General features: G+C 67.0%; 18 protein-coding genes and 1 other RNA gene. 6 read left to right on the top strand and 13 right to left on the bottom strand.

The genetic code is table 11. From position 1 onward, the window contains the following. The first annotated feature begins 70 nt into the window (after positions 1 to 70). A complete protein-coding gene (locus C4B30_RS18845; protein WP_080681310.1) occupies positions 71 to 535 on the top strand; it encodes an OsmC family protein in 465 nt (154 codons plus the stop codon). 71 nt (positions 536 to 606) lie between these two features. Here C4B30_RS18845 and rnpB read toward each other — a convergent pair. The 3 genes from rnpB to pyrC form a co-directional block, all read right to left on the bottom strand. Next, positions 607 to 1,018, bottom strand: an RNA gene (gene rnpB, locus C4B30_RS18840) — RNase P RNA component class A. Between the two features lie 12 nt (positions 1,019 to 1,030). Further along, positions 1,031 to 1,909: a DUF3025 domain-containing protein gene (locus C4B30_RS18835; protein ID WP_027783559.1), complete on the bottom strand. Its 879-nt coding sequence runs from the start codon at positions 1,907 to 1,909 to the stop codon at positions 1,031 to 1,033. Beyond that, complete coding sequence (pyrC, locus tag C4B30_RS18830) at positions 1,906 to 2,970, bottom strand: dihydroorotase (RefSeq protein ID WP_027783558.1); 1,065 nt, start codon at positions 2,968 to 2,970, stop codon at positions 1,906 to 1,908. The genes C4B30_RS18835 and pyrC overlap by 4 nt, the downstream gene beginning before the upstream one ends. A 207-nt stretch (positions 2,971 to 3,177) precedes the next feature. Between pyrC and C4B30_RS18825 the strand changes: the two genes are divergently transcribed. After that, positions 3,178 to 4,092, top strand: a complete 915-nt coding sequence (locus C4B30_RS18825; RefSeq protein WP_027783557.1) for a class II glutamine amidotransferase — start codon at positions 3,178 to 3,180, stop codon at positions 4,090 to 4,092. A 601-nt stretch (positions 4,093 to 4,693) separates the two neighbouring features. Next, positions 4,694 to 9,967, top strand: coding sequence for an autotransporter outer membrane beta-barrel domain-containing protein (locus C4B30_RS18820; RefSeq protein ID WP_105132793.1), 5,274 nt, complete (start codon positions 4,694 to 4,696; stop codon positions 9,965 to 9,967). Between the two features lie 81 nt (positions 9,968 to 10,048). Here C4B30_RS18820 and C4B30_RS18815 read toward each other — a convergent pair whose 3' ends face one another. From C4B30_RS18815 to C4B30_RS18795, 5 genes are all read right to left on the bottom strand, one after another. Next, positions 10,049 to 10,774 carry an amino acid ABC transporter ATP-binding protein gene (locus C4B30_RS18815; protein ID WP_027783555.1) on the bottom strand — a complete coding sequence of 242 codons (726 nt, stop codon included), beginning with the start codon at positions 10,772 to 10,774 and terminating at the stop codon, positions 10,049 to 10,051. Further along, positions 10,771 to 11,448 (bottom strand): glutamate/aspartate ABC transporter permease GltK, encoded by a 678-nt coding sequence (gltK, locus tag C4B30_RS18810; RefSeq protein ID WP_027783554.1) that lies wholly within the window; start codon positions 11,446 to 11,448, stop codon positions 10,771 to 10,773. The genes C4B30_RS18815 and gltK overlap by 4 nt, the downstream gene beginning before the upstream one ends. After that, on the bottom strand, positions 11,448 to 12,188 hold the full coding sequence (locus tag C4B30_RS18805; RefSeq protein ID WP_027783553.1) for an amino acid ABC transporter permease: 741 nt from the start codon (positions 12,186 to 12,188) through the stop codon (positions 11,448 to 11,450). The genes gltK and C4B30_RS18805 overlap by 1 nt, the downstream gene beginning before the upstream one ends. A gap of 84 nt (positions 12,189 to 12,272) precedes the next feature. Further along, positions 12,273 to 13,166 carry a glutamate/aspartate ABC transporter substrate-binding protein gene (locus C4B30_RS18800; RefSeq protein ID WP_027783552.1) on the bottom strand — a complete coding sequence of 298 codons (894 nt, stop codon included), beginning with the start codon at positions 13,164 to 13,166 and terminating at the stop codon, positions 12,273 to 12,275. A 220-nt stretch (positions 13,167 to 13,386) separates the two neighbouring features. After that, the gene (locus tag C4B30_RS18795) at positions 13,387 to 14,673 is read right to left on the bottom strand and encodes a Glu/Leu/Phe/Val family dehydrogenase (protein WP_027783551.1); all 1,287 of its coding nucleotides are present in this window, start codon (positions 14,671 to 14,673) and stop codon (positions 13,387 to 13,389) included. 93 nt (positions 14,674 to 14,766) lie between these two features. On the opposite strand from C4B30_RS18795, the gene C4B30_RS18790 reads away from it, so the two are divergent. After that, positions 14,767 to 14,940, top strand: a complete 174-nt coding sequence (locus C4B30_RS18790; RefSeq protein WP_155257341.1) for a hypothetical protein — start codon at positions 14,767 to 14,769, stop codon at positions 14,938 to 14,940. Between the two features lie 10 nt (positions 14,941 to 14,950). Here C4B30_RS18790 and C4B30_RS18785 read toward each other — a convergent pair whose 3' ends face one another. Further along, the gene (locus C4B30_RS18785) at positions 14,951 to 15,919 is read right to left on the bottom strand and encodes a LysR substrate-binding domain-containing protein (protein ID WP_027783550.1); all 969 of its coding nucleotides are present in this window, start codon (positions 15,917 to 15,919) and stop codon (positions 14,951 to 14,953) included. A gap of 253 nt (positions 15,920 to 16,172) precedes the next feature. Here C4B30_RS18785 and purB point away from each other — a divergent pair, with 253 nt between their 5' ends. Continuing rightward, complete coding sequence (gene purB, locus C4B30_RS18780) at positions 16,173 to 17,561, top strand: adenylosuccinate lyase (protein ID WP_027783549.1); 1,389 nt, start codon at positions 16,173 to 16,175, stop codon at positions 17,559 to 17,561. Between the two features lie 77 nt (positions 17,562 to 17,638). Here purB and C4B30_RS18775 read toward each other — a convergent pair whose 3' ends face one another. Continuing rightward, complete coding sequence (locus tag C4B30_RS18775) at positions 17,639 to 19,060, bottom strand: NAD(P)/FAD-dependent oxidoreductase (RefSeq protein ID WP_027783548.1); 1,422 nt, start codon at positions 19,058 to 19,060, stop codon at positions 17,639 to 17,641. 274 nt (positions 19,061 to 19,334) lie between these two features. Here C4B30_RS18775 and C4B30_RS18770 point away from each other — a divergent pair, with 274 nt between their 5' ends. After that, entirely contained in the window at positions 19,335 to 19,982 is a 648-nt protein-coding gene (locus C4B30_RS18770) for a TetR/AcrR family transcriptional regulator (protein WP_027783547.1), read from the top strand. A 70-nt stretch (positions 19,983 to 20,052) separates the two neighbouring features. Here the strand turns inward: C4B30_RS18770 and C4B30_RS18765 are convergent, their stop codons facing one another. The 3 genes from C4B30_RS18765 to eda all read right to left on the bottom strand — a co-directional run bounded on the left by C4B30_RS18765 (position 20,053) and on the right by eda (position 22,776). Next, positions 20,053 to 20,556 carry a gluconokinase gene (locus C4B30_RS18765; protein WP_027783546.1) on the bottom strand — a complete coding sequence of 168 codons (504 nt, stop codon included), beginning with the start codon at positions 20,554 to 20,556 and terminating at the stop codon, positions 20,053 to 20,055. 13 nt (positions 20,557 to 20,569) lie between these two features. Then, positions 20,570 to 21,931, bottom strand: a complete 1,362-nt coding sequence (locus C4B30_RS18760) for a GntP family permease (protein WP_027783545.1) — start codon at positions 21,929 to 21,931, stop codon at positions 20,570 to 20,572. A gap of 218 nt (positions 21,932 to 22,149) precedes the next feature. Further along, positions 22,150 to 22,776, bottom strand: coding sequence for a bifunctional 4-hydroxy-2-oxoglutarate aldolase/2-dehydro-3-deoxy-phosphogluconate aldolase (gene eda / locus C4B30_RS18750; protein ID WP_027783544.1), 627 nt, complete (start codon positions 22,774 to 22,776; stop codon positions 22,150 to 22,152). Between the last annotated feature and the right edge of the window lie 7 nt (positions 22,777 to 22,783).

Below are 22,783 nucleotides of genomic sequence, written 5' to 3'. Positions count from 1 at the left end.
GCCCTGCTCGCACCGCGCCGGCGTTGCACGTCGTGCAGCGCATCAGCCGACCGTTGCACCGCGGGCTACAATGCCGGATCGAATCCGAATCAGGCAACGCTGGAGTGCAAGCATGGAATGCAAAGTAAGCTGGATGGGCCAGGACGGCATGGCGTTTTCCGCCGAGACCGGCAGCGGGCATCTCGTCACGATGGACGGCGCGCCCGAAGGCGGCGGCCACAACCTCGCGCCGCGTCCGATGGAAATGGTGCTGCTCGGCACCGGCGGCTGCACGGCCTATGACGTCGTGCTGATCCTGAAGAAGAGCCGCCAGGAAGTGAGCGGCTGCTCGGTCGCGCTGAAGGCCGAGCGCGCGAGCGAGGATCCGAAGGTGTTCACGAAGGTGCACTTCCACTTCACGGTCACCGGCCGCAATCTGAACCCGGCCACGGTCGAGCGCGCGATCAACCTGTCGCACGACAAGTACTGCTCCGCGTCGATCATGATCGCGAAGACGGCCGAACTCACGCATTCGTTCGATATCGTCGCCGCCTGAACACACGGCGCGCGCCCATAGAAAAAAGGGCCGGCGCTCCGCAAGGAGACGCCGGCCCTTTCGCATTCGAACGGCAAAGCAGGCCGATAAGCCGGATTCTGTGCACGCCGCGCGCCGAAGCACGCAACGCGTGGCAGCCATTCCTCTAGGCGCGCCATTGCTGACGCGCTCAAGCTTCCTACCCGCAGACGAGACGGGGGCCCCGTCCTGCATCCGAAAATGCGCGCCTGCCTACTTGGAATTGCTCCGGGTGGAGGTTACCGTGCCGGCGTACGTTGCCGCAGCCGCGGTGCGCTCTTACCGCACCGTTTCACCCTTACCTGATCCCGGCTTGCGCCGGGCCATCGGCGGTTTGCTTTCTGTTGCCCTGTTCCGCGTGTCGCCACGGATGGCCGTTAGCCATCACCCTGCCCTGTGGAGTCCGGACTTTCCTCGCCCCCGCGCGCCCGAAGGCGGCGAGGCCGCGACTGCCTGGCCTGCTTTGCGACGCGCATTCTAGCACTGCGCGCCGCCGTCGGCAGCGCGCGAGCGGCGGCCGCGGCGAAACACGGCCGGATCGTCGTAGAACGCGGCGTCGGCGTTCGCCGCGCACCAGCCCGGCACGCCGAGCACCGGCAGCGGCGCGAAATCGCGGCTCGTCAGCGCGCGCGTCGCGAGTTCGGCGGCGATTCGCGCGTCGACATGCGCGCTGCGTTGCGCGTCGGGCCATGAAAAATAGTCGGCGCTCACTTCGACGATCCACGCGTGCGCGGTGCAGGACTTGTAGGGCACGACGAGCTGTTCGAGCAGTGCATGGCCGACCAGCCGCGCTTCGCAGCGCGTGCCCCACGCGTCGCGCGCGGCCACCAGCAGCCGCGGCCAGTCGAAGCCGCGCAGCGCATCGGCAAGCGAACGGTCGGCCGTCACGAACAGCGCGGCGTTCTCGTCGAATAGCGTCAGCGCATCGCGCAGCGTGCCGCGCACGGGCCCGACACCCCCCGCCGCGTCGATCGCGGCGGCCTGGCGCGCGTTCAACACGGCCTTGATGCGTGGATACGCGAACCAGACGAGCGCATTGAAGAAATCGTGAAGATTGTGGCGGGTCGGTACGCGGCCGGTGCCCGCGATATGGGTCTCGTACGCGACGCCGGGCGGCAGCTCGGCCTGCGGCACGAAGCGCAGCGGCCTGCCGCGACCGGAGACGCGCTCGCCGCCGCGCAACGCACCGTTCAACGCATCGAGCAGCGCGACCTCGCCCGCACGGGCGGCCGCCTGCCACGCGCGGCCCGGCTCCGCGTAATGCGCGAGCCACGGCGCGGACCAGTCGATCCGCGCGAACGTCGCCGTCGCGCGACCAGCCGCAGGGCCGGGTTCGCGCGGCGGCGCGCCGGTCACGCGAGTTTCCAGCCGATCGTTTCGCCGCCGCGCAGCGGCACGACCGGCGTATCGCCCGCGAAGATCTCGCGCGGCAGTTCCCACGCCTCGCGGCGCAGCGTGACCGTCTCGGCGCTGCGCGGCAGCCCGTAGAAATCCGCGCCGTAGAAGCTCGCGAACCCTTCCAGCTTGTCGAGCGCGCCAGCCGTGTCGAACGCTTCCGCGTACAGCTCGAGCGCGTGCAGCGCCGTGTAGCATCCCGCGCAGCCGCACGCGGTTTCCTTCGCGCCGCGCGCATGCGGCGCGCTGTCGGTGCCGAGGAAGAAGCGCGGGTTGCCCGACGTCGCGGCCTCGACCAGCGCCACGCGATGAGTCTCGCGCTTGAGCACCGGCAGGCAGTAGTAATGCGGGCGAATCCCGCCGACGAACAGCGCGTTGCGGTTGTACAGCAGGTGATGCGCGGTGATCGTCGCGCCGAGCAGGCCGGGCGCCGCGTCGGCATCGCGCACGTAGTCGGCCGCGTCCTTCGTCGTGATGTGCTCGAACACGACCTTCAGGCCCGGGAAATCGCGGCGCAGCGGCGTCATCACGCGGTCGATGAACACCTTCTCGCGGTCGAACAGGTCGATCGACGCATCGGTCACCTCGCCGTGCACGAGCAGCGGCATGCCGGTTTCCTGCATCGCCTCGAGCGTCTTCGCACATTTCGCGAGATCGGTGACGCCGTGGTCGGAATTCGTCGTCGCGCCTGCCGGATACAGCTTCACGCCGTGCACGAAGCCGCTTTCGCGCGCGCGGCGGATTTCGTCGGGCGGCGTGTTGTCGGTCAGGTACAGCGTCATCAGCGGTTCGAACGTCATCCCGGCCGGCAGCGCGGCGAGGATGCGCTCGCGATAGGCCTGCGCCTGCGCGGTGGTCGTGACCGGCGGCTTCAGGTTCGGCATGACGATGGCGCGGCCGAACTGGCGGGCGGTGTGCGGCAGCACGGCGGCGAGCATGTCGCCGTCTCGCAGGTGCAGGTGCCAGTCGTCGGGACGGGCGAGCGAAAGCGTCGCCGGGGAGGAAGCGTTCGAGGCAGTCATAGGAGGCGTCGTGAGGAACGGGCTTGCCATCGGCGGGGCCGGAACGCGCGTGCGCGGGGCCGACTGACGGCAAACCGCAACACGGGGCCTTTGGCCAGCGGAATCCGCTTTTTACCGCTCAGGGCTCGGTGATATGCTAGAAGCCGCATTGTACCGGGGTTCGCCCGGTTCGTTACCCCCCTGCTTCAGCCTGCCGCCCCACGTAAAATGTGCCAACTCCTTGGAATGAACTGCGCCGCGCCGACGGACGTCACATTCTCCTTCACAGGTTTCGCGGCCCGGGGCGGGCTCACCGATCACCATGCCGACGGCTGGGGCATCGCGTTCTTCGAAGACAAGGCCTGTCGCCTCTTCATCGATCACCAGGCCTCGGCCACGTCGCCGATCGCCGAAATGGTGAAGCGCTACCCGATCAAGTCCAAGAACACGATCGCGCACATCCGCAAGGCGACGCAAGGGCACATCCTGCTCGAGAACAGCCATCCGTTCATGCGCGAGCTGTGGGGCCGGCACTGGATCTTCGCGCATAACGGCGACCTGCAGGACTACGCGCCGGACATGGACGGCAGCGTCTACCATCCGGTCGGCACGACCGACAGCGAACAGGCGTTCTGCGTGCTGATGCAGGGGCTGCGCGAGGCCTTTCCCGGCGCGCAGCCGCCGCTGCCCGAACTGTTCGAGCGCGTCGGCGAGCTGACGCGCGGCATCACCGATCACGGCGTGTTCAACTTCCTGATGTCGAATGGCCAGGCGCTCATCGCGCACTGCTCGACGCGGCTGCACTACCTCGTGCGGCGCTGGCCGTTCTCGACCGCGCATCTCGTCGACGAAGACCTGTCGATCGACTTCGCGAAATACACGACGCCGGAGGATCGCGTCGCGGTGATCGCGACGCAGCCGCTCACCGACAACGAAGTCTGGACCGCATTCGAGCCGGGCGAGCTGATCATGTTCCAGTGCGGCGACGTCGCCGCGCGGATGCGGATTCCGGTGCCCGAGCGCGTGCTCGAGAAGCTGCGCAACCCGTCGCTCGACGCGTCGGCGTCCGCGCCGCGCACGGTGGTTCGCGAAGCGCTCGCCACCGCGGCCGATGGCGATGCCGACGACGCGATCGATTTCTGACGCGCGGCATCGGCCGCTTCCTGCTCACTGCCTGCTGCGCGAGCTTCGTACGACGCGTCCGACGGCGCCCGTCATCAGCGCAAATCGCCCCGCTTCTGCCAATACGGTTTCATTTTGACCACCACCGGCGCAACCGATCGACGTCACGCAACATTTTCTTGATTTTATTAATTTACAAGCGAAAATAAATAAAAGGCGAGACAAGAAAAATAACCACCAATTAAAACAATAAAATCCGGGACCCGCATTTTAGCGCACCCCGTCCGCCGGAACCGTGCGCTATCCCACCTACTCCGGCAGCCCTTCTGGATCTTCACAAAATCCTCCCGAGCCCGCCACCACCATGGCCTTCGGTTCGATCAACCACACAAATCAAAAATACCGCGCATTACGGTTCGCATCATTACAGTTTCCCATTTCTCGATAATCGACGGCCACCGGAATCAGTAGACTGCGCCAATCCTCGGTGTAACGAAACACGATTGGCGCGACACGCAGCCACAGCCGCCGCACGCCCCTTCGGATCATTTCCCCACCGCGGAATGCGAATTCGCCGAATGGCGGCGAATGCCACGTCAAAAAGAAGAAAGAGGGGTATGTCGTGAATCACTCATTTCGATCGATATGGAGCGAGGCCGCCGGCTGCTGGGTCGCGGTTGCGGAAACGACCCGGGCGCGCGGCAAGCGCTCGGCCAGCGCATCGGGTTCAAGCCGCCGCACCACGCGCGCAACGACGCGCCGGTCGCCGCTTCGCGTCGCGGCGCTCGGCGCCGCACTGGCGGCTCTGTCGGCCGGCGCCGCGCACGCATCGACCTGCGGCGGCGGCGCCGCAATCGCGAACGGCGGCACCTGCACGCTGGACAGCTTCAGCCCGACGGTCAACGACAACCTGGCCGGCGCCACGACCGTGTCGGGCGGCGACCGGGTCGGCCTGACGGGTGCCTGGACCGGCGCGACCGGCGACATGGGCTATACGCTGACGCCGCTCGGCAGCACGTCCGTCGTATCGGGCAACCCCGACCAGCCGCTGCTGTCGATCGGCGGCAAGACGCGCAGCGTCAGCACGCCCGACTCGATCACCGGCAGCCATACGTCGGTCGCGACCTATGATTCGGGTGCGTTCGCTGCATCGAGCGCCGGCTCGACCAACGTGCCGGTCTATCACGACGTGAACGGCAACCAGTACGTGAACACGCGGATCGGCACCGTCGATCGCTCCGGCGGCACGCTCGACGTGTCGATCGGCGATCCGGCGGGCGCGCCGACGGCGGCCGGCAACGCGATCACGATGGCGCCGAAGCAGACCGACCTGTTCGTCGCGGACGGCACGGGCACCGCGCAAAGCGTCGTCAACTGGAACTCGCGCAACCAGGTCTGGCTCGGCACCGGCGACTATCTCGCGAGCGGCGGCCCCGTCAGCCACGTGCTGCTCGACGTGCCGGCGTATGCAGGCACTTTCACGGCCTTCGACGGCAGCGCATGGACGGTCACTGACGCCGCGTCGCTCGCCGCGTACAACACTTTTCTCGTGCGCTCGGTCCAGAGCGGCGCACTCGGCTCGCAGGCCGCCTACGACCACGCATTCGGCCAGGCCGTCACGTTCTCCACGCAATCGTTCGAGTATGCGAACAACGTGTCGCCCGGCGACAAGAACACGCTGCAGATGGACTACCTGACGGTCATGCACGGCACCGGCGCAAACGCGACGCTGCACATCGGCAAGGACGGCCAGATCGACTTCCGCGGCACCAACACGATCGATTCGAGCTCGGCGGTCCTCGCCGAAAACGGCGCGCACTTCGTCAACGACGGACGGCTGTCGGGCGACTTCACGCTCGTGCGCCTGCTGACCGGCGCGAGCGGCGTGAACAACGGCGTGATCTCGTCCGGCTACGCAGCCGGCGACAACTTCAACACGGGCGGCGCGGCGCTGCCCTACAACTTCAGCCTCGGCGCGTACACCGAGGGCAGCGGCATCTACGCGAACGGCGCCGGCACGACTTTCGTCAACAACGGCGTGATGAACGTCGGCGCGTGGACCTTCAACGGCACGCGCCCCGACCTGCAGAACTACGCGGTCGCCGCCACGGACGGCGCGCGCGCGTCGAACGCCGGCACGATCAACGTCGGCGTCAACGCGACGACGCTCGACAGCCAGGTGATCGGCGGCCTCGTCGCCGGCGGCAGCTTCACGAACGAAGCCGGCGGCACGATCTATCTCGGCCGCGCCGCGCAGTACGACGCCGCGTCGCCCGAAGCCGCGAACGACGTCGCGCTGTCCGCGCACGCGTACGGCATTCTTCTCGGCGCGTCGGGCACCGCGAGCAACCTCGGCACGATCGTGATCGGCGCGCAGATGCAGAACGGCGCCGCGCTGGCGAGCATCGGGTCGACCGCCGGCACGCTGACCAACGCGGGCGCGATCGTCGTCAACGGCGCCGCGCCCGGCACGCCGCTCGCCAACGTCGGCATGCTCGCCGCCGACACCGCGGCGGACGTGACCAACACGGGCACGATCACGCTGAATGGCGTAAACGGCATCGGCATCATGGTCGTCGGGACCGGCACGCATGCGACGGCCGCGACGTCGACCGGCACGATCAACGTGGCCGGCGGTCTCGATCCCGCGTCGGGCACGCGCAACTACGGCGTCTGGGCCGAGGGGCCGCTCGCGAAGGCCACGATCGACGGTGCGCTCAACCTGACCGGCGTCGGCGCGATCGGCGTGCATGCGCGTTCGGGCGCGACGATCGACGTCGGTGCGAACGCCGTGCCGGCCTTCACGTCCGGCACCCACCAGATCGGCTTCTATGCATACGGCGCAGGCTCGACGATCAACGTCGCCGCGCAGCACCTGAGCGTCGATACCGACGATTCGACGCTGTTCCGCGTCGCCGGCGGCGCGGCCTACGCGGGTACGTCGGCGGCCGGCGCGCTGACGACCGACGTCAACGGCCAGCGGGCGCGCGGCGTACTGGCGACCGACGCGGGCACCACGTTGTCGACCGGCAACGCGATCTACAACGTCAAGGGCGCGAACGGCGTTGCGATCGCCGTGGAAGGCGGCGCGAAGGGCACGATCGACGCCGGGGCGACGATCGGCCTGAGCGCGGCCGGCGCGACCGCGGGCATCGTCGACGGCCAGGCGCACGATCTCGCCGGCGCGAATGCCGGCGCGCCGGTCACGACGACGCTGACCAACGATGCCGCCGTCACGTCGTCGACCGCCGGCGTGACCGGCTTCATCGCGCAAAACCTCGGCACGCTCGAGAATCGCGGCACGGTGTTGCTGACCGGCGCCGGCTCGACGGGTGTCGTGGCCGGCACGCTCGGCACGGTGAACAACGCGTCGACGATCCGGGTCTCCAACGGCACGGGCGCGCTCGTGCAGGGTGCGTCGGCCACGCTCGCCAATGCGGGATCGATCGAAGCCGACGACGGCATCGCGGGCGTGCGCCTGACGGGGGCCGGTGCATCGGTCGCGCTATCGGGCGCCGGCACCGTCATCGCGAACGGCAGCGCCGACGGCGTGCTGATCGACTCGACCGTCGCGGGCGGCGGTATCGCGGCCGGCGCGACGTCGATCGCGGTCGGCGGGTCGGGCAGCGGGATCCGCAACCTCGGTGCGAATGCAACGATCGCGCTGTCCGGCACGCAGGTCGCCACGACCGGCAACGGCGCCGCCGGCCTGACGTCGACCGGCGCGGGCGCGCGCATCGCGACCGATGCGGCCACGGTCGTCCGCACGGCGGGCGCCGATGCGCGCGGCCTGTTCGTGTCCGGGGCCGATTCCACACTCACGGCCAATGGAACGACCGTCGCGACGACCGGCACGAACGCCCATGCGATCGTCATGGACGCCGGCGCGACGGCCCTGCTGTCGGGCACGAAAATTTCGACATCGGGGGGCGCGGCCGACGCCATCGTCGTGCAAAACGGCGGCCGCATCGCCGATGCGGGGTCGTCGCTCGCCAGCGCGGCCGGCAACGGCGCAACCGCGAACAGCGGCGGCGTGCTCGCGTTGACCGGCACGGCGCTCACGGGCGCGACGGCCGGCGTGCTGACGTCGGACACGCTCGCGAACGGCGCGGCCAGCTCGGTACTCGTCGACGGCGGCAGCGTGACGTCCGCCACCGGGCCGGCCTTCGCCGCGCGCGGCGGCACGGCCAACATCGCGGTGCGCAACGGCACGGTCGTGACGGCCGGCAACGGCACGCTGCTGAACCTCACGAACGGCAGCACGGTCACGTTCGACGCATCGGCGGTGAACCTCGCGGGCGACATCGTTTCCGACGCGTCGAGCACCGGCAACGTGTTCCTCGCGAACGGCACGACGCTGACCGGGAAGATCGACCCGGTCGCGCTGACCATCGACGGCACGAGCACGTGGCGCATGACGGGCAGCTCGGTCGTGAGCCGCCTGAGCAACGCGGGCCTCGTCGCGTTCGCCGCGCCGACCGGCTCGCCGACGCTGACCGGCAGCTACAAGACGCTGACGACCGGCGGCTACGTCGGCAATGGCGGCACGATCGCGCTGAACACGTATCTGGGCGCCGACGCGTCGCCGACCGACCGGCTGATCGTGAACGGCGGCGCGGCGAGCGGCACGACCGGCCTGAAGATCGCCAACACGGCCGGCACCGGCGCGCGGACGACCGGCGACGGGATTCCCGTGGTCGTCACGGCCAACGGCGGCACGACCGCCGCGTCGGCGTTCCATCTCGCGGGTCCGGTACAGGCCGGCGCCTATGAGTACCGACTCTATCGCGGCGGGCAAAGTGATGCGAACGGCTGGTACCTGCGTTCGCAACTCGACCAGACCGACCCCGGCGACCCGATCCACCCGTCCGGCGGCGGCGACGGCGGCAGCGACGGGAATGGCAACGGCAACGGCGGCGCGCTCGCGTATCGTCCGGGCGTCTCCGGCTACGCGATGACGCCGCTGCTGAACGCCGACTACGGCTTCTCGACGCTCGGCCGGCTGCACGAGCGCGTCGGCGACATCTACAACGTCGAGCAGCAGCAGCCCGGCAATCGCGACGGCGTGTGGGGGCGCATCGGCGGCCAGAGCCTCGATGCGAACGCGGGCCGCTTCTCGGCCGACGAACGCACGTTCTTCGCGCAGTTCGGCAAGGACTGGACCCTCGACCAGGCGCCGAACGGCGCCGGCAGCACGCATGCGGGCGTCACGGCCAGCATCGGCGTGTCGAATGCGAGCTTCAGCGACATGGCGCGCGCGAGCTCGCCCGACCTGTCGACGTCGACGGGCTCGGTCGAGATGCACGCGCAGAGCGTCGGCGGCTACTGGACGCGCTACCTGTCCGACGGCACCTACTTCGACAGCGTCGGACAGCTCACGCACTACGGCAACCGCTATCGCGACAGCTACGGCAACGAAGCGTCGCAGAACGGCTTCGGCGTCGCGCTGTCGCAGGAAGTCGGCAAGCCGTTCGCGATCGGCACGTTGCCGGTCGCGGTCGAGCCGCAGGCGCAGTTGATGTATCAGTATCTGAAGCTGAACGGCTTCAACGACAACGTGTCGGCCGTGTCGGGCACGACGACGAATGCGTTGCGCGGCCGCGTCGGCGTGCGCATCTTCCGGCCGAACCTCCAGTCGGACGCGGGCGGCGGCGCCGCGACGCCGTACTTCACGGCCGACGTGCTGCACGACTTCCTGTCGCCGGGGCAGACCGTCGTCGGCGGCACGCCGTTCGCGACGCATCTCGGGCGCACGTGGTACGAGCTCGGCGTCGGCGTGACGGCCGGCTTCGGCAAGTCCGGCGAGCTGTACGCGAATGCGAAGATCGCGCGCAACATCGGCGGCGATTACCGGCGCGGGATCGTCGGGCAGGTCGGCTACCGGTACAGCTGGTAACGCCCGGCGGCCGACGAAAAAAAACCGCCCGGCTACTTGCCGGGCGGTTTTTGCATGGGTGCGCGCAGGACGCGCGAGCGCTCAGTGCAGAATCTTCGCGAGGAAGTCCTTCGCGCGATCCGACTTCGGATTCGCGAAGAAATCCTCCTTGCGGTCGTCCTCGACGATCGCGCCCTGATCCATGAAGATCACGCGATGGGCGACCTTCTTCGCGAAGCCCATCTCGTGCGTGACGACCATCATCGTCATCCCTTCCTTCGCGAGTTGCACCATCACGTCGAGCACCTCGTTGATCATCTCGGGATCGAGCGCGGACGTCGGTTCGTCGAACAGCATCGCGATCGGGTCCATCGACAGCGCGCGCGCGATCGCGACACGCTGCTGCTGGCCGCCCGACAGCTGGCCCGGAAACTTGTGCGCATGCGCCTTCAGGCCGACGCGATCGAGCAGCTTCATGCCCTTCTCGGCCGCTTCGTCCTTGCCGCGGCCGAGCACCTTGATCTGTGCGAGCGTCAGGTTCTCGGTGATCGACAGGTGCGGGAACAGCTCGAAATGCTGGAACACCATCCCGACCTTCGAGCGCAGCTTCGACAGGTTCGTCTTCTTGTCGCCGACCGACTGGCCGTTCACGAGGATCTCGCCCTGCTGGAACGGCTCCAGGCCGTTCACGGTCTTGATCAGCGTCGACTTGCCGGAGCCCGACGGGCCGCACACGACGACCACTTCGCCTTTCTTGACCTCGGTCGTGCAATCGGTGAGGACCTTGAACTGGCCGTACCACTTCGAAACGTTCTTGATGGAAATCATCGTGTGACCTTTTTCTGGAGACCCTTGACGAGAACAGACGCCAACGAGCAAATCACGAAATAGCATGCGCCGGCGAACAGGACCATCTCGACGGTCGTGCCGTCGCGATCGCCGATGTTGGCGGCCGTGCGGAAGAAGTCCGCGAGACTGATCACGTACACGAGCGACGTATCCTGGAACAGGACGATCGCCTGCGTGAGCAGCAGCGGCACCATCGCGCGGAACGCCTGCGGCAGGATCACGAGGCGCATCGCCTGCGCGTAGTTCATCCCGAGCGCGAACGCGGCATTCACCTGCCCGCGCGGCACCGACTGGATGCCGGCGCGGATGATCTCGGAATAATACGCGGCTTCGAACAACGAGAACGCGACCATTGCCGACGCGAGGCGGATGTCGATCGTCGGCGACAGCCCGAGCACGCCCTGCAGCAGCTGCGGCACGATCAGGAAGAACCACAGCAGCACCATCACGAGCGGGATCGAGCGAAACACCGTCACGTACGCTTTCGCGAACCACGCGAGCGGCTTCACGCCGGACAGCCGCAGCAGCGCCAGCACCGTGCCCCAGACGATCCCGACCACGATCGCGATCAGCGTGATCTTGAACGTGACGATCGCGCCCGACCACAGCGTCGGCAGCGCGCCGGGAATACTACTCCAGTCGAACTGATGCATCACTTGCCTCCGATATAGCCGGGCAGCCGCGTACGGCCTTCGATCCAGCGCATGAACGCCATCACGACGAGGTTGATCAGCACGTAGGCGAGCGTGACCGCGATGAACGACTCGTAGGTCTGCGCGGTGTAGTCGACGAGCTGGCGCGCCTGCGCGGACAGATCGAGCAGGCCGATCGTCGACGCGACGGCGGAGTTCTTGAAGATGTTCAGGAATTCCGACGTAAGCGGCGGCACGATGATCCGGTACGCCACGGGCAGCAGCACGTAGCGATACGTCTGCCATTGCGTGAAGCCCATCGCGAGGCCGGCCGCGCGCTGGCCCTTCGGCAGCGCGTTGATCCCCGAGCGCACCTGTTCGCACACGCGCGCGCCCGTGAACAGGCCGAGACAGATGATCGACGCGGTAAAGAACTGCGTGCCGGGCGGCAACTGCTTGATCCAGGTGCCGATCGACGCGGGCAGCAGCTCGGGTATCACGAGATACCAGACGAAGAACTGCACGATCAGCGGAATGTTCCGGAAGATCGACACGTAGACGGTGCCGATCGCGGCCAGCCATTTGTTCGGCACGGTGCGCAGCACGCCGAACAGCGATCCGACGATCAGCGCGATGACCCAGGCGGCGAGCGACACTTCGACCGTCACCCAGAAGCCGGACACCAGCCATCCGAAATAAGTCGTCGGCTCGCCGGTCGACACGGGGCTCAGGAAGATGCCCCAGTTCCAGTGGTAAGACATGGGCAAGACTCCAGCAAAAAGAAACGGAAGAAGCATGGCCTCTTCCGTCTCATGAGCGTCATTTCTGCATCAACGGCAGTGTGGTCAGTCGAGCGCCTTGTCGTTCGGGTTCGCGTACAGCTTCTTCATCGACTCGGACAGCGGGAAGTTCAGGTTCAGCCCCTTCGGCGGGATCGGGTTCTCGAACCACTTCGCGTAGATCTTCGCTGCTTCGCCCGACTTCTCGACTTGCGAGATCGCGTCGTCGACGACCTTCTTGAAGTCGGTGTCGCCCTTGCGCATCATGCAGCCGTAAGCCTCTTCCGATTGCGGCGTGCCGACGATCACCCACTCGCCCGGCTGCTTCGCCTTCGCGCGCTCGCCCGCGAGCAGCGCGTCATCCATCATGAACGCGACCGCGCGGCCCGATTCCAGCGTGTTGAACGAATCGCCGTGATCCTTCGCGCTGATGATGCTCATGCCGAGCTGCTTGTCGTTGTTCATCTTGCGCAGCAGGCGCTCCGACGTCGTGCCGGCAGTCGTCACGACCGTCTTGCCCTTCAGGTCGGCGAAATCCTTGACGCCGGAATCCTTCTTCGTCATCAGGCGCGTGCCGATCACGAAGATCGTGTCGGAGAACGCGGCCTGCTGCTGACGCTCGACGTTGTTGGTCGTCGAGCCGCACTCGATGTCGACCGTGCCGTTCTGTACCAGCGGAATACGGTTCTGCGACGTGACGGGGATGTTCTTCACCTGCAGGTTCGGCAGATTCAGCTTCTTCTTCACCGCGTCCACGACCTTCAGCTGGAAGTCGCGCGAATAGCCGACCACCTGCTGGTTCTGGTCATAGTAGGAGAACGGAATCGACGATTCGCGGTGGCCCAGCGCGATCACGCCCGTGTCCTTGATCTTCTTCAGCGTGCCCGTCTCCTGAGCGTGCGCGCCGCTTGCGAACGCGCAAAGCGCCGCCACCATCAGGACTGCCTTGTGGTATTTCATTTTTGGTCATCTCCTTGGCTAAAACCCGCGCCAGTGTATCAAAGTAATATTTTTGAAAGTACTGGTTGTTTACCGCACTACGAATCGCCCTGTGCGGAGCCGTCCTCCCGGCTCCGGGCACGCCGAATGCGCGCGCGGGCGATGCCGGATCCGGCATCGCCCGCGAGGGTTCATATCCCCAATCGGGTGGATTGCGTCATGAATCGATCATCATCTACGATCAGGGATAGAGGCCGCGCATTTCGCGCGCCATCAGGATGCGCTTGCACGCGACGATGAACGCCGCCGTACGCACCGTCACCTTGTGCTCTTCCGCGACCGCCCACACGCCGGCGAACGCTTCGCGCATCACGCGCTCGAGACGGTGGTTGATCTCGTCTTCCGTCCAGAAGAAGCTCGAGAAATCCTGCACCCACTCGAAGTACGACACGGTCACGCCGCCTGCGTTCGCGATCACGTCGGGGATCACGAGCACGCCGTTCGCGCTCAGGATGTCGTCGGCCGCCGTCGTCGTCGGGCCGTTCGCGCCTTCGACGATGATCTTCGTGCGGATCTTCGCCGCGTTCTTCTCGGTGATCTGGTTTTCCAGCGCCGCCGGGATCAGGATGTCGGTCTCGACCGTCCAGAACTCGTCGTTCGGCATCGGCTCGGCGCCTTCGAAGCCCGCGACGCCGCCCGTGCGTGCGACGTGGTCGAGCAGCTTGTTCGAATCGAGGCCGGCCGGCTGGTAGATCGTGCCCGTGTGATCCTGCACCGCGATCACCTTCGCGCCCGCTTCCTGGAACAGCTTCGCCGCGATGCCGCCGACGTTGCCGAAGCCCTGCACCGCGATGCGCGCGCCTTCGATTTCCAGGCCCTTCTTCTTCGCCGCTTCGCAGCCGACGACGAACACGCCGCGGCCCGTCGCTTCCTTGCGGCCGAGCGAGCCGCCGAGCGCGATCGGCTTGCCGGTCACGACGCCGGTCGACGTCTGGCCCTGGTTCATCGAGTAGGTGTCCATCATCCACGCCATCACCTGTTCGTTGGTGTTGACGTCCGGCGCCGGAATGTCGGTGTTCGGGCCGATGATGATGCCGATTTCGCTGGTGTAGCGACGCGTCACGCGCTCGAGCTCACCGCGCGACAGCTTGCGCGGGTCGACGCGGATGCCGCCCTTCGCGCCGCCGTACGGCACGTTCACGGCCGCGTTCTTCACGGACATCCATGCCGACAGCGCCATCACTTCCGACAGCGTCACGTCCTGGTGGTAGCGCACGCCGCCCTTGCCCGGGCCGCGCGACACGTTGTGCTGCACGCGATAGCCCTCGAAGTGCGCGACGGTGCCGTTGTCGAGCTCGATGGGGCAGTCGACGATCAGGATGCGCTTCGGGCGCTTCAGCGTTTCGAGCCAGCGCGACAGCGAACCGAGGTACGGCGCGACGCGATCGACCTGCCGAAGATAGTTGCCCCACGGGCCGAGATCGTCGGCGTGCAGGTAGGACGGGATGGACTGCTGTTGCGAAGACATGGATGCTCCAACGTTCAACGGATTGCGCACATTGTCGAAAAAGCCGTTTTTTTTATCCAATGCCGTTTGTTTATTCGATTATGCGTTTCTTGCATGATCGCGATTTTTCGCAAAATCGCGGTCGATTTGCGCAAGAACGCCCGCGATCCGCCGGGCATCGCGTTCGTGAAAAATCGGTTGGCCAGCGCGCGGGCCGGCCGGCGGACAGCCGTCCGACAGGCGCTGCAAGGCCGCCGTCAGCCGGCCGGCCGATCGGCGCCGGATTAACCGTCGGCGGTTAACCGGCGGTATCGCCGGAGGCCTCGCGCAGTTCGTCGCGCACGACCTCCCACAGCGCGCGCACGAGCTTCTGGCGCGGATCGTCGCCCTGCAGCGCGAGCTTGTCGCAGTACAGCCGGATCTCCATCGTCAACGTGAACGGATGCGCGCCGCCGCCGCGCGCCGACCGGTCGAGCCGGATCAGCCGGCCGCCCGCGACCGCATCGTCGACCGCGCTGTGCGGCAGGAACGCGACGCCGTGGCCCGCAAGCGCCATCGCTTTCAGCCCTTCGGCCATGTCGGTTTCGTACACGCGATCGAGGAACAGCCGCGTCGGCGCGTTCGCGATGATGACTTCGGTCATCCGGCCGAGATACGCGTTCGGCGTATACGACAGATACGGCACGCGCGCGTCGGCCGCGCCCGGCAGCGTATGGCGCGGCCGGCCCGCGCGGCCGGGCGCCGAGAACGGGCTGATCGGCTCGCTGCCGAGAATCAGCATGTCGTAGCGAGCCGGGTCGAGCGCGACCGGGTGGCTCGGGTGGTGGTAGCCCATCACGAGGTCGCAGCCGCCCTCGACGAGCGATAGCACCGCGTCGTGCACGTTCAGCGCGCGCAGCCGCGTGTGAACCTGGCCCATCTTCGCCTCGATCCGCTCGAGCCAGCGCGGGAAATACGTGAGCGACAGCGTGTGCGGCACCGCGAATTCGATCGTCGGCACCGGCGCGCCGACGTGGCCGCGCAGCAGCGTCCTTGCCTCGTGCGCCTGCGACAGCATCGTCAGCGCCTGCTCGTAGAAGATCTGCCCGGCCTGCGTGAGCCGGGTCGGATAGACCGAGCGATCGATCAGCTCGGTCGCGAGCCACGCCTCGAGCGCCTGGATGCGCCGCGAAAACGCCGGCTGCGACACGTGCCGCAGCTCGGCGGACCGGCTAAAGCTGCGCGTTTCCGCGAGCGAGACGAAGTCTTCGAGCCATTTCAGTTCCATGCGGGCGGGCGCGGCGGGCGGCGGTCGGGAAGAAGCCTGCATTCTACCGGCGGGCAGGCCGCGCCGGCGGCCCGGCCGGCGGCCCGACGAGCCGGCGCGAGCGCCTGCCGGCTGGCCATTCGCGCGCCGCCCGCGCATCGCTCGCCCGTGGCGCCCGCGCACCGGACCGGTTCGGCCGGAATCGTCCCGCGCCGATGGTAAAATACCGGATTCCCTCCCCTCGCTCGACCCGGCCTCAAGGCCCCGCCCGATCATGTCCGACACTCGTCCCGATACGCTTTTCGCCCTCACCGCGCTCTCGCCCATCGACGGCCGCTACGCCAGCAAGACCGAAGCGCTGCGCGACTGGCTCTCCGAAGCCGCCTTCATGCGCCACCGCGTCACCGTCGAGGTGCACTGGCTGATCGCGCTGTCGCGCGCCGGCTTCGCGGAAGTCCCGCGCTTCTCGGAAGCGTCCGAGCAGTTCCTGCTGCAGCTCGCCGAGCGCTTCACCGCGCACGACGCCGCGCGCATCAAGGAAATCGAGCGCGTGACGAACCACGACGTGAAGGCCGTCGAATACTGGCTGAAGGAATCGGTGAAGGGCCAGGCCGAACTCGAGAAGGCCAGCGAATTCATCCACTTCGCGTGCACGTCCGAGGACATCAACAACACGTCGCACGGGATGATGCTCGCCGGCGCGCGCGAACACGTGATCCTGCCGGCGCTGCGCACGGTCTACCAGCGCCTCGTCGCACTCGCGCACGCACACGCCGAACAGCCGATGCTGTCGCGCACGCACGGCCAGCCGGCCAGCCCGACGACGCTCGGCAAGGAACTCGCGAACGTCGCCGCCCGCCTCGCCCGCGCGATCGCGCGCATCGAGAAGGTCGAGATCCTCGGCAAGATGAACGGGGCGGTCGGCAACTTCAACGCGCATCTTTCCGCGTATCCGGAATTTGACTGGGAAGCGTTCTCGCGCGACGTGATCGAAAACCGCCTGAAGCTCACGTTCAACCCGTACACGATCCAGATCGAGCCGCACGACTACATGGCCGAGCTGTTCGACGCCGTCGCGCGCGCGAACACGATCCTGCTCGATCTCGACCGCGACGTGTGGGGCTACATCTCGGTGGGCTACTTCAAGCAGAAGACGAAGGCCGGCGAAATCGGCTCGTCGACGATGCCGCACAAGGTCAACCCGATCGACTTCGAGAACTCGGAAGGCAACCTCGGCCTCGCGAACGCGACGCTGCGCCACCTCGCCGACAAGCTGCCGGTGTCGCGCTGGCAGCGCGACCTGACCGACTCGACGGTGCTGCGCAACATGGGCGTCGCGCTCGGCTACTCGCTGCTCGCGTACGATTCGCTGATCCGCGGCCTCGACAAACTCGAAGTGAACCCGCAGCGCCTGAACGACGATCTCGACAACTGCTGGGAAGTGCTCGCGGAGCCGGTGCAGACGGTGATGCGCCGCTACGGCATCGAGAACCCGTACGAGCAGCTGAAGGAGCTGACGCGCGGCAAGGGCATCACGCGCGAAGCGCTGCAGGAATTCGTCGGCACGCTCGCGATCCCGCAGGACGCGAAGGACCGCCTGCTCGCGATGACGCCGGCATCGTACATCGGCAAGGCCGTCGAACTCGCGAAGCGGATCGCATAAGCACCACCGTCGCCCGACAAAAAACCCGATGCGAGCAATCGCATCGGGTTTTTTCATGGGCGCGCGCGGGGCGAAGATCAGAACGAAATCATCCGGCCCGGGTTGAGCGCGCTCATCACGCTCATCGCGGCCTTCGCGGCCGGGATCGCGATCGGCGACAACTGCCGGCCGAGCGGAATCGCGCGATGGTCGATGCCCGTGAGCATCGAGAAATCATCGTTGCGGCCGACGAAATCGTCGCAGATCGCCTGGCCGATCCGCACCGTCTGCGCGACGCCGTGGCCGCTCCAGCCCTGCACCATGTACATCGGCACGCGACCGTCGGTCTTGCGGCTGTCGGTGGCGCCGTTCAGCGTGAAATCGCTGACGCCGCTCCAGCAGTAGTCGAGCGCGAAGCTGCCGTCCGCCTGCGGAAACACCGTGTTCAGGCGAGTCAGCAGATACGCGTTGACGTCGGGCTGCGCCCAGCAACTGCCGGTGCCCTGCCCGCCGAACAGCAGGCGGTTGCCGCGCACCGGCCGGTAGTAGTCGATCTGGAACTGCGTGTCGTACACCGGCATGCCGGCCGGCATCAACGTCGCGACGTCGACGTCGAGCGGCGCCGTCACGCTCACGTACGTAAAGAACGGCACCGTGGTCCCCGCGCCGTCGTCGAGCAGCCGGAACGTCGTGTTGTGCAGCGCGAGCACGACGCCGCGGCGCGCGGTGATCGTGCCGCCCGGCGTCGTCGCGACGACGCCCGCGGGCGTCTCCTCGAGCTCGAGCACCTCGGTACCCTCGAACAGCGCGCCGCCGTTCAGCCGGAAGCCGTGCACCATGCCGCGCACCAGCGCGAGCGGGTGAATCTGGCCGCCGAGCGCGTCGATCGCCGCGCCGTGATACAGCCCCGAGCGCACGTATTCGTCGTGCAGCTGATGGCGGCCGACGAGCGTCACGCCCGCATCGCCGAGATGGCGGCGCGCATCCGCGCCGTCGAGCAGCGCGCTCATGTGGCCGGGGTGAACCGCCGCCGTGACGTGGCCGCGCTTGCGGTCGAGATCGAGCGCGTAACGCGCGCCGATCTCGTCGATGAGGCCCATCGACTCGGCCGATGCGAAGCGCCACAGCCGCTTCGCATCGGCGTGCGACAGGTGGTCGATCATGTCGGCGGCTTCCCAGCGCGCGAGGCCGGGCGTCAGCTGCCCGCCGTTGCGGCCCGACGCGGCCGAGCCGACGTGATGCTTGTCGACGAGGATCGTGTCGACGCCCGCTTGCGCGAGATGCAGCGCCGCCGATGCGCCGAGCAGGCCCGCGCCGATCACGAGCACGTCGCAGACGGCGTCGCGCGTCAGCGGCGCGCCGTTTTCATGGCGCGACAGCGACGCCTCGTACCAGTTGGCCGGACGCTCGCCGTCGTAGCGGGCCGGGTCGCACCAGTTCCAGTTGTCTTTTTCGATGTTCAGTTGCGTTTGCTCGAAACGCGCTTCGCCCTGGATCAGGGGTTTGTTATCGGACGTCATGATTGACCTTGCATGATGGGGCCGCCTGTCGATGAGCCTTCTGGCTTCGCGGGTGGGGCAGCCGGTTCCACATGGGAGTCAACGAGAAAAGAGGCGCGAGGGCCCGTGTTGACGGCGGGCACGCTCGTGCCGCCTGGATCCCGGACTGTGCGAAAGCACGTATTGAAAGGTGCCGGGACACCCAATTTCTACACCGCAGAAATAATTCTACAGTGTAGAATAAGCTTTCGTCAAGTTTACAGCCGGCGCCATGCCGGCCTGCCGGCCCGCCTCGATGACAGACAAACCCGCCCAAGGCCCGCGCGGTCTCGACAAGGACGCGATCGTCGCCGCCGCGCTCGCGCTGCTCGAAGACGTCGGCGAAACCGCGTTCAGCGTGCGCAAGCTCGCGCAAACGGTCGGCTGCGACCCGATGAGCGTGCTGTATCACTTCAAGTCGAAGGAGGGCTTGAGCCGCGCGATCGCGAATGCGCTGTCGCGCTCGCTCGTGCCGGTCGATCCGTCGCAGCCGTGGCGCGAACGGCTGCGCGACCTCGCGCGCCAGTACCGCGCGCTCGCGCTGCGCTACCCGGCCGCGTTCGCGCTGCTGCAGCGGCACATGAGCACGGGGCCGGCCGATCTCGCGCACATCGAGGCCGTGCATCGCGCACTGACCGACGCCGGCATCCCGCGCGCGGCGCTGCCGTCGGTATGCGTCGGCTGGTACGCGAGCGTGATCGGCCTCGCCGCCGCCGAGGCGGGCGGCCTCACGCGCGCCGCGAACGATGTCGAGCTCGCGGAAATGCACGCGCTGTCCGACGCCGGGCATCCGCTCGTCAAATCGGCCGCCCCGCTCTATGCGCGGCTCGATCCGGCCGTCGTGCACGACACGATGCTCGACGTGCTGCTCGACGGCATCGCGCAACGCGCGCGGACGGCCTGACCCGCGTACGCCCCGCCAACGAAAAAGGCGCCCGAAGGCGCCTTTTCCATGACGATGACCGCGAACGCGCTCAGTGCGAGTGCGCGAGGCCGATCTTCAGCATGACCTGATCGACGATCTGCTCGGGCGTCAGCTCGATGCTGACCTCGATCGCTTCGTCCGGGCCCGGCTCCTCGAGCGTGTCGAGCTGGCTTTTCAGCAGCGACGGATCGAAGAAATGGCCGGTGCGGCTCTTCAGGCGCTCTTGCAACACCTCGAACGAGCCCTTCAGATACACGAACCGCACGTCGGTATCGGTGCCGCGCAGCACGTCGCGGTACGAACGCTTCAGCGACGAGCACGTGAACACGGCCGTCTCGCCCGCGCGCTGCTTTTCCTCGATGGCCGCGCGGATCGTGCGCAGCCACGGCCAGCGGTCTTCATCGGTCAGCGGAATGCCGTGGTGCATCTTTTCCTTGTTCGCCGCGCTGTGAAACGCGTCGCCGTCGGTATAGCTGCACGACAGGCGTTCCGCCAGCATTTCGCCGATCAGCGACTTGCCGGCGCCCGACACGCCCATTGCGATCAGAATCATTGACTACCCCTTGTTACAGAACCATGCTCAGCAGCAACGTGAAACTGAGACCCAGCACCGAGATGATGGTTTCAAGCAGCGACCAGGTCTTGAACGTCTGACCGACCGTCATCCCGAAGTATTCCTTGATCAGCCAGAAACCGCCGTCGTTCACGTGCGAGAAGATCAGCGAGCCCGAGCCCGTCGCGAGCACCAGCAGCTCCGGGCTGACCGTCGTGCCGGCCGCCGCCGCGATCGGCGCGACGATGCCGCAGGCCGTCGTCATCGCGACCGTCGCCGAACCCGTCGCGAGACGCATCAGCGCCGCGACGAACCAGCCGAGCAGCAGCGGCGACAGGTGCGCGTGCTTCGCGGTCTCGACGATCTGCTGCGAGATGCCGCTGTCGCGCAGGACGCCGCCGAAGCCGCCGCCCGCGCCGACGATCAGCGTGATGCCGGCGATCGGCGCCAGGCACTCGCCGCAGAACTTCTGGATCTGGTCGCGGTTGAAGCCCTGCAGCTTGCCGAACGTGAAGAAGCTCACGAGCACGGCGATCAGCAGCGCGACGTCCGAGTTGCCGGCAAAGCGCAGCAGGTTGTTCGGCAGCGACTTCGGCGCGAACACCAGGTCGGCCCAGCTGCCGATGAGCATCAGCACGACGGGCAGCAGGATCGTGAACAGCGTGATGCCGAAGCTCGGCAGTTCGCGCTTGCGGCCCTCAGCATTCGAATCGACGAATTGCGATGCGAGCGGGTTGTTTTCCGGCAGCTTCACGAACTTCGAGATCGTCAGCGCGAACAGCGGACCCGCGATGATCGCGGTCGGCACGCCGACGATCAGACCGAAGGCGATCGTCTTGCCGATATCGGCGCCGTATTGCTGGACGGCCAGCAGCGCGGCCGGGTGCGGCGGGATCAGCCCGTGCACGACCGACAGGCCGGCCACCATCGGCAGGCCGACGACGAGCAGCGACTTGCCGGTGCGCTTCGCGACGTTGAACGCGATCGGGATCAGCAGCACGAAGCCGACTTCGAAGAACACCGGCAGGCCGACGATGATCGCGACGAACATCATCGCCCAGTGGATGTTCTTTTCACCGAACCAGTCGATCAGCGTGGTCGCGATCCGTTCGGCGCCGCCCGATTCGGCCATCATCTTGCCGAGCATCGTGCCGAGGCCGACGACGATCGCAATGTGGCCGAGCGTGCCGCCGGTACCCGTTTCGAACGACTTGACGATCTTGTCCATCGGCATGCCGACGACGAGACCGAGGCCGAGCGAAACGATGATCAGCACCAGGAACGGGTAGATCTTGTAGCGCGCGATCATCAGGATCAGCGCGGCAATCGCGATCAGCGTGAATACGAGCAGCATGCTGCCTTGTACGGCCCCCATGTGGCACTCCTCCTAGAATTGTTCGAAACCGGGCGAGTCGTTGCGAGTATGCCCGGCTATGCAGGTCTCCGAAACACGGGGGTACCCCCCGTCAGGACGCTGAATTTTACTTATCTTTGCGATCCGCGGATAGAACCGGTTCCATCAGCAAAAACCCTCGGTAAAACAAGCACTAAGCGCCTGTATCCCGAGGGTCAATTCGTCATTTCGTACAAGTTTTAACGGGGCAGCTGGCTCGCCGCTTGCGCGAGGCGCGTGACTTCGGCCCAATCCTGCGCGGCGAGTGCGGCCTTCGGCGTGAGCCACGAGCCGCCGACGCACACGACGTTCGGCAGTTTCAGGAAGTTCGGCGCGGTGTCGACCGTGATGCCGCCGGTCGGGCAGAACTTCAGCGCCGGGAACGGACCGTGGAACGCCTGCAGCATCGGCACGCCGCCCGCCTGCTGCGCGGGGAAGAACTTCACGATGTCGTAGCCGAATTCGAGCGCCTGGATGATGTCGCTCGGCGTCATCACGCCCGGCAGCAGCGGCAGGCCGGCGTCGAGCGACGCGAGATGCAGGTCCTTCGTCAGGCCCGGCGATACGCCGAATTTCGCGCCCGCGCGCTTGGCCTGCGCGCAGTGCTCGGGCTTCGTGATCGTGCCGACGCCGACGACGATGTCGTCCGCGAGCTGGCTCGCGCGCTGGATCGCCTCCAGGCCCGCCGGCGTGCGCAGCGTGATCTCGAGCACCTTCACGCCGCCCGCGTGCAATGCCCGCGACACGTTTTCGCCCTGCTCGACCGAGTCGAATGCGAGCACCGGGATGACCGGGCCCAGCTTCACGATTTCAGCAATCGTCTTCATTGAATTG

The organism is Burkholderia sp. BE12 (genome assembly GCF_002959955.1).
GTDB lineage: Bacteria > Pseudomonadota > Gammaproteobacteria > Burkholderiales > Burkholderiaceae > Burkholderia.
Note: the sequence above shows the minus strand (reverse complement) of the source record. Positions and strands in the feature narration are given on the sequence as shown.

Excerpts from the sequence above, each read along its gene's own strand:
- C4B30_RS18845 (WP_080681310.1), top strand. The coding sequence starts at position 71 with ATGCCGGATCGAATCCGAATCAGGCAACGCTGGAGTGCAAGCATGGAA.
- pyrC (WP_027783558.1), bottom strand. The coding sequence starts at position 2,970 with ATGACTGCCTCGAACGCTTCCTCCCCGGCGACGCTTTCGCTCGCCCGT.
- C4B30_RS18825 (WP_027783557.1), top strand. The coding sequence starts at position 3,178 with ATGTGCCAACTCCTTGGAATGAACTGCGCCGCGCCGACGGACGTCACA.
- C4B30_RS18815 (WP_027783555.1), bottom strand. The coding sequence starts at position 10,774 with ATGATTTCCATCAAGAACGTTTCGAAGTGGTACGGCCAGTTCAAGGTC.
- gltK (WP_027783554.1), bottom strand. The coding sequence starts at position 11,448 with ATGCATCAGTTCGACTGGAGTAGTATTCCCGGCGCGCTGCCGACGCTG.
- C4B30_RS18805 (WP_027783553.1), bottom strand. The coding sequence starts at position 12,188 with ATGTCTTACCACTGGAACTGGGGCATCTTCCTGAGCCCCGTGTCGACC.
- C4B30_RS18800 (WP_027783552.1), bottom strand. The coding sequence starts at position 13,166 with ATGAAATACCACAAGGCAGTCCTGATGGTGGCGGCGCTTTGCGCGTTC.
- C4B30_RS18795 (WP_027783551.1), bottom strand. The coding sequence starts at position 14,673 with ATGTCTTCGCAACAGCAGTCCATCCCGTCCTACCTGCACGCCGACGAT.
- C4B30_RS18790 (WP_155257341.1), top strand. The coding sequence starts at position 14,767 with ATGATCGCGATTTTTCGCAAAATCGCGGTCGATTTGCGCAAGAACGCC.
- C4B30_RS18785 (WP_027783550.1), bottom strand. The coding sequence starts at position 15,919 with ATGGAACTGAAATGGCTCGAAGACTTCGTCTCGCTCGCGGAAACGCGC.
- purB (WP_027783549.1), top strand. The coding sequence starts at position 16,173 with ATGTCCGACACTCGTCCCGATACGCTTTTCGCCCTCACCGCGCTCTCG.
- C4B30_RS18775 (WP_027783548.1), bottom strand. The coding sequence starts at position 19,060 with ATGACGTCCGATAACAAACCCCTGATCCAGGGCGAAGCGCGTTTCGAG.
- C4B30_RS18770 (WP_027783547.1), top strand. The coding sequence starts at position 19,335 with ATGACAGACAAACCCGCCCAAGGCCCGCGCGGTCTCGACAAGGACGCG.
- C4B30_RS18765 (WP_027783546.1), bottom strand. The coding sequence starts at position 20,556 with ATGATTCTGATCGCAATGGGCGTGTCGGGCGCCGGCAAGTCGCTGATC.
- C4B30_RS18760 (WP_027783545.1), bottom strand. The coding sequence starts at position 21,931 with ATGGGGGCCGTACAAGGCAGCATGCTGCTCGTATTCACGCTGATCGCG.
- eda (WP_027783544.1), bottom strand. The coding sequence starts at position 22,776 with ATGAAGACGATTGCTGAAATCGTGAAGCTGGGCCCGGTCATCCCGGTG.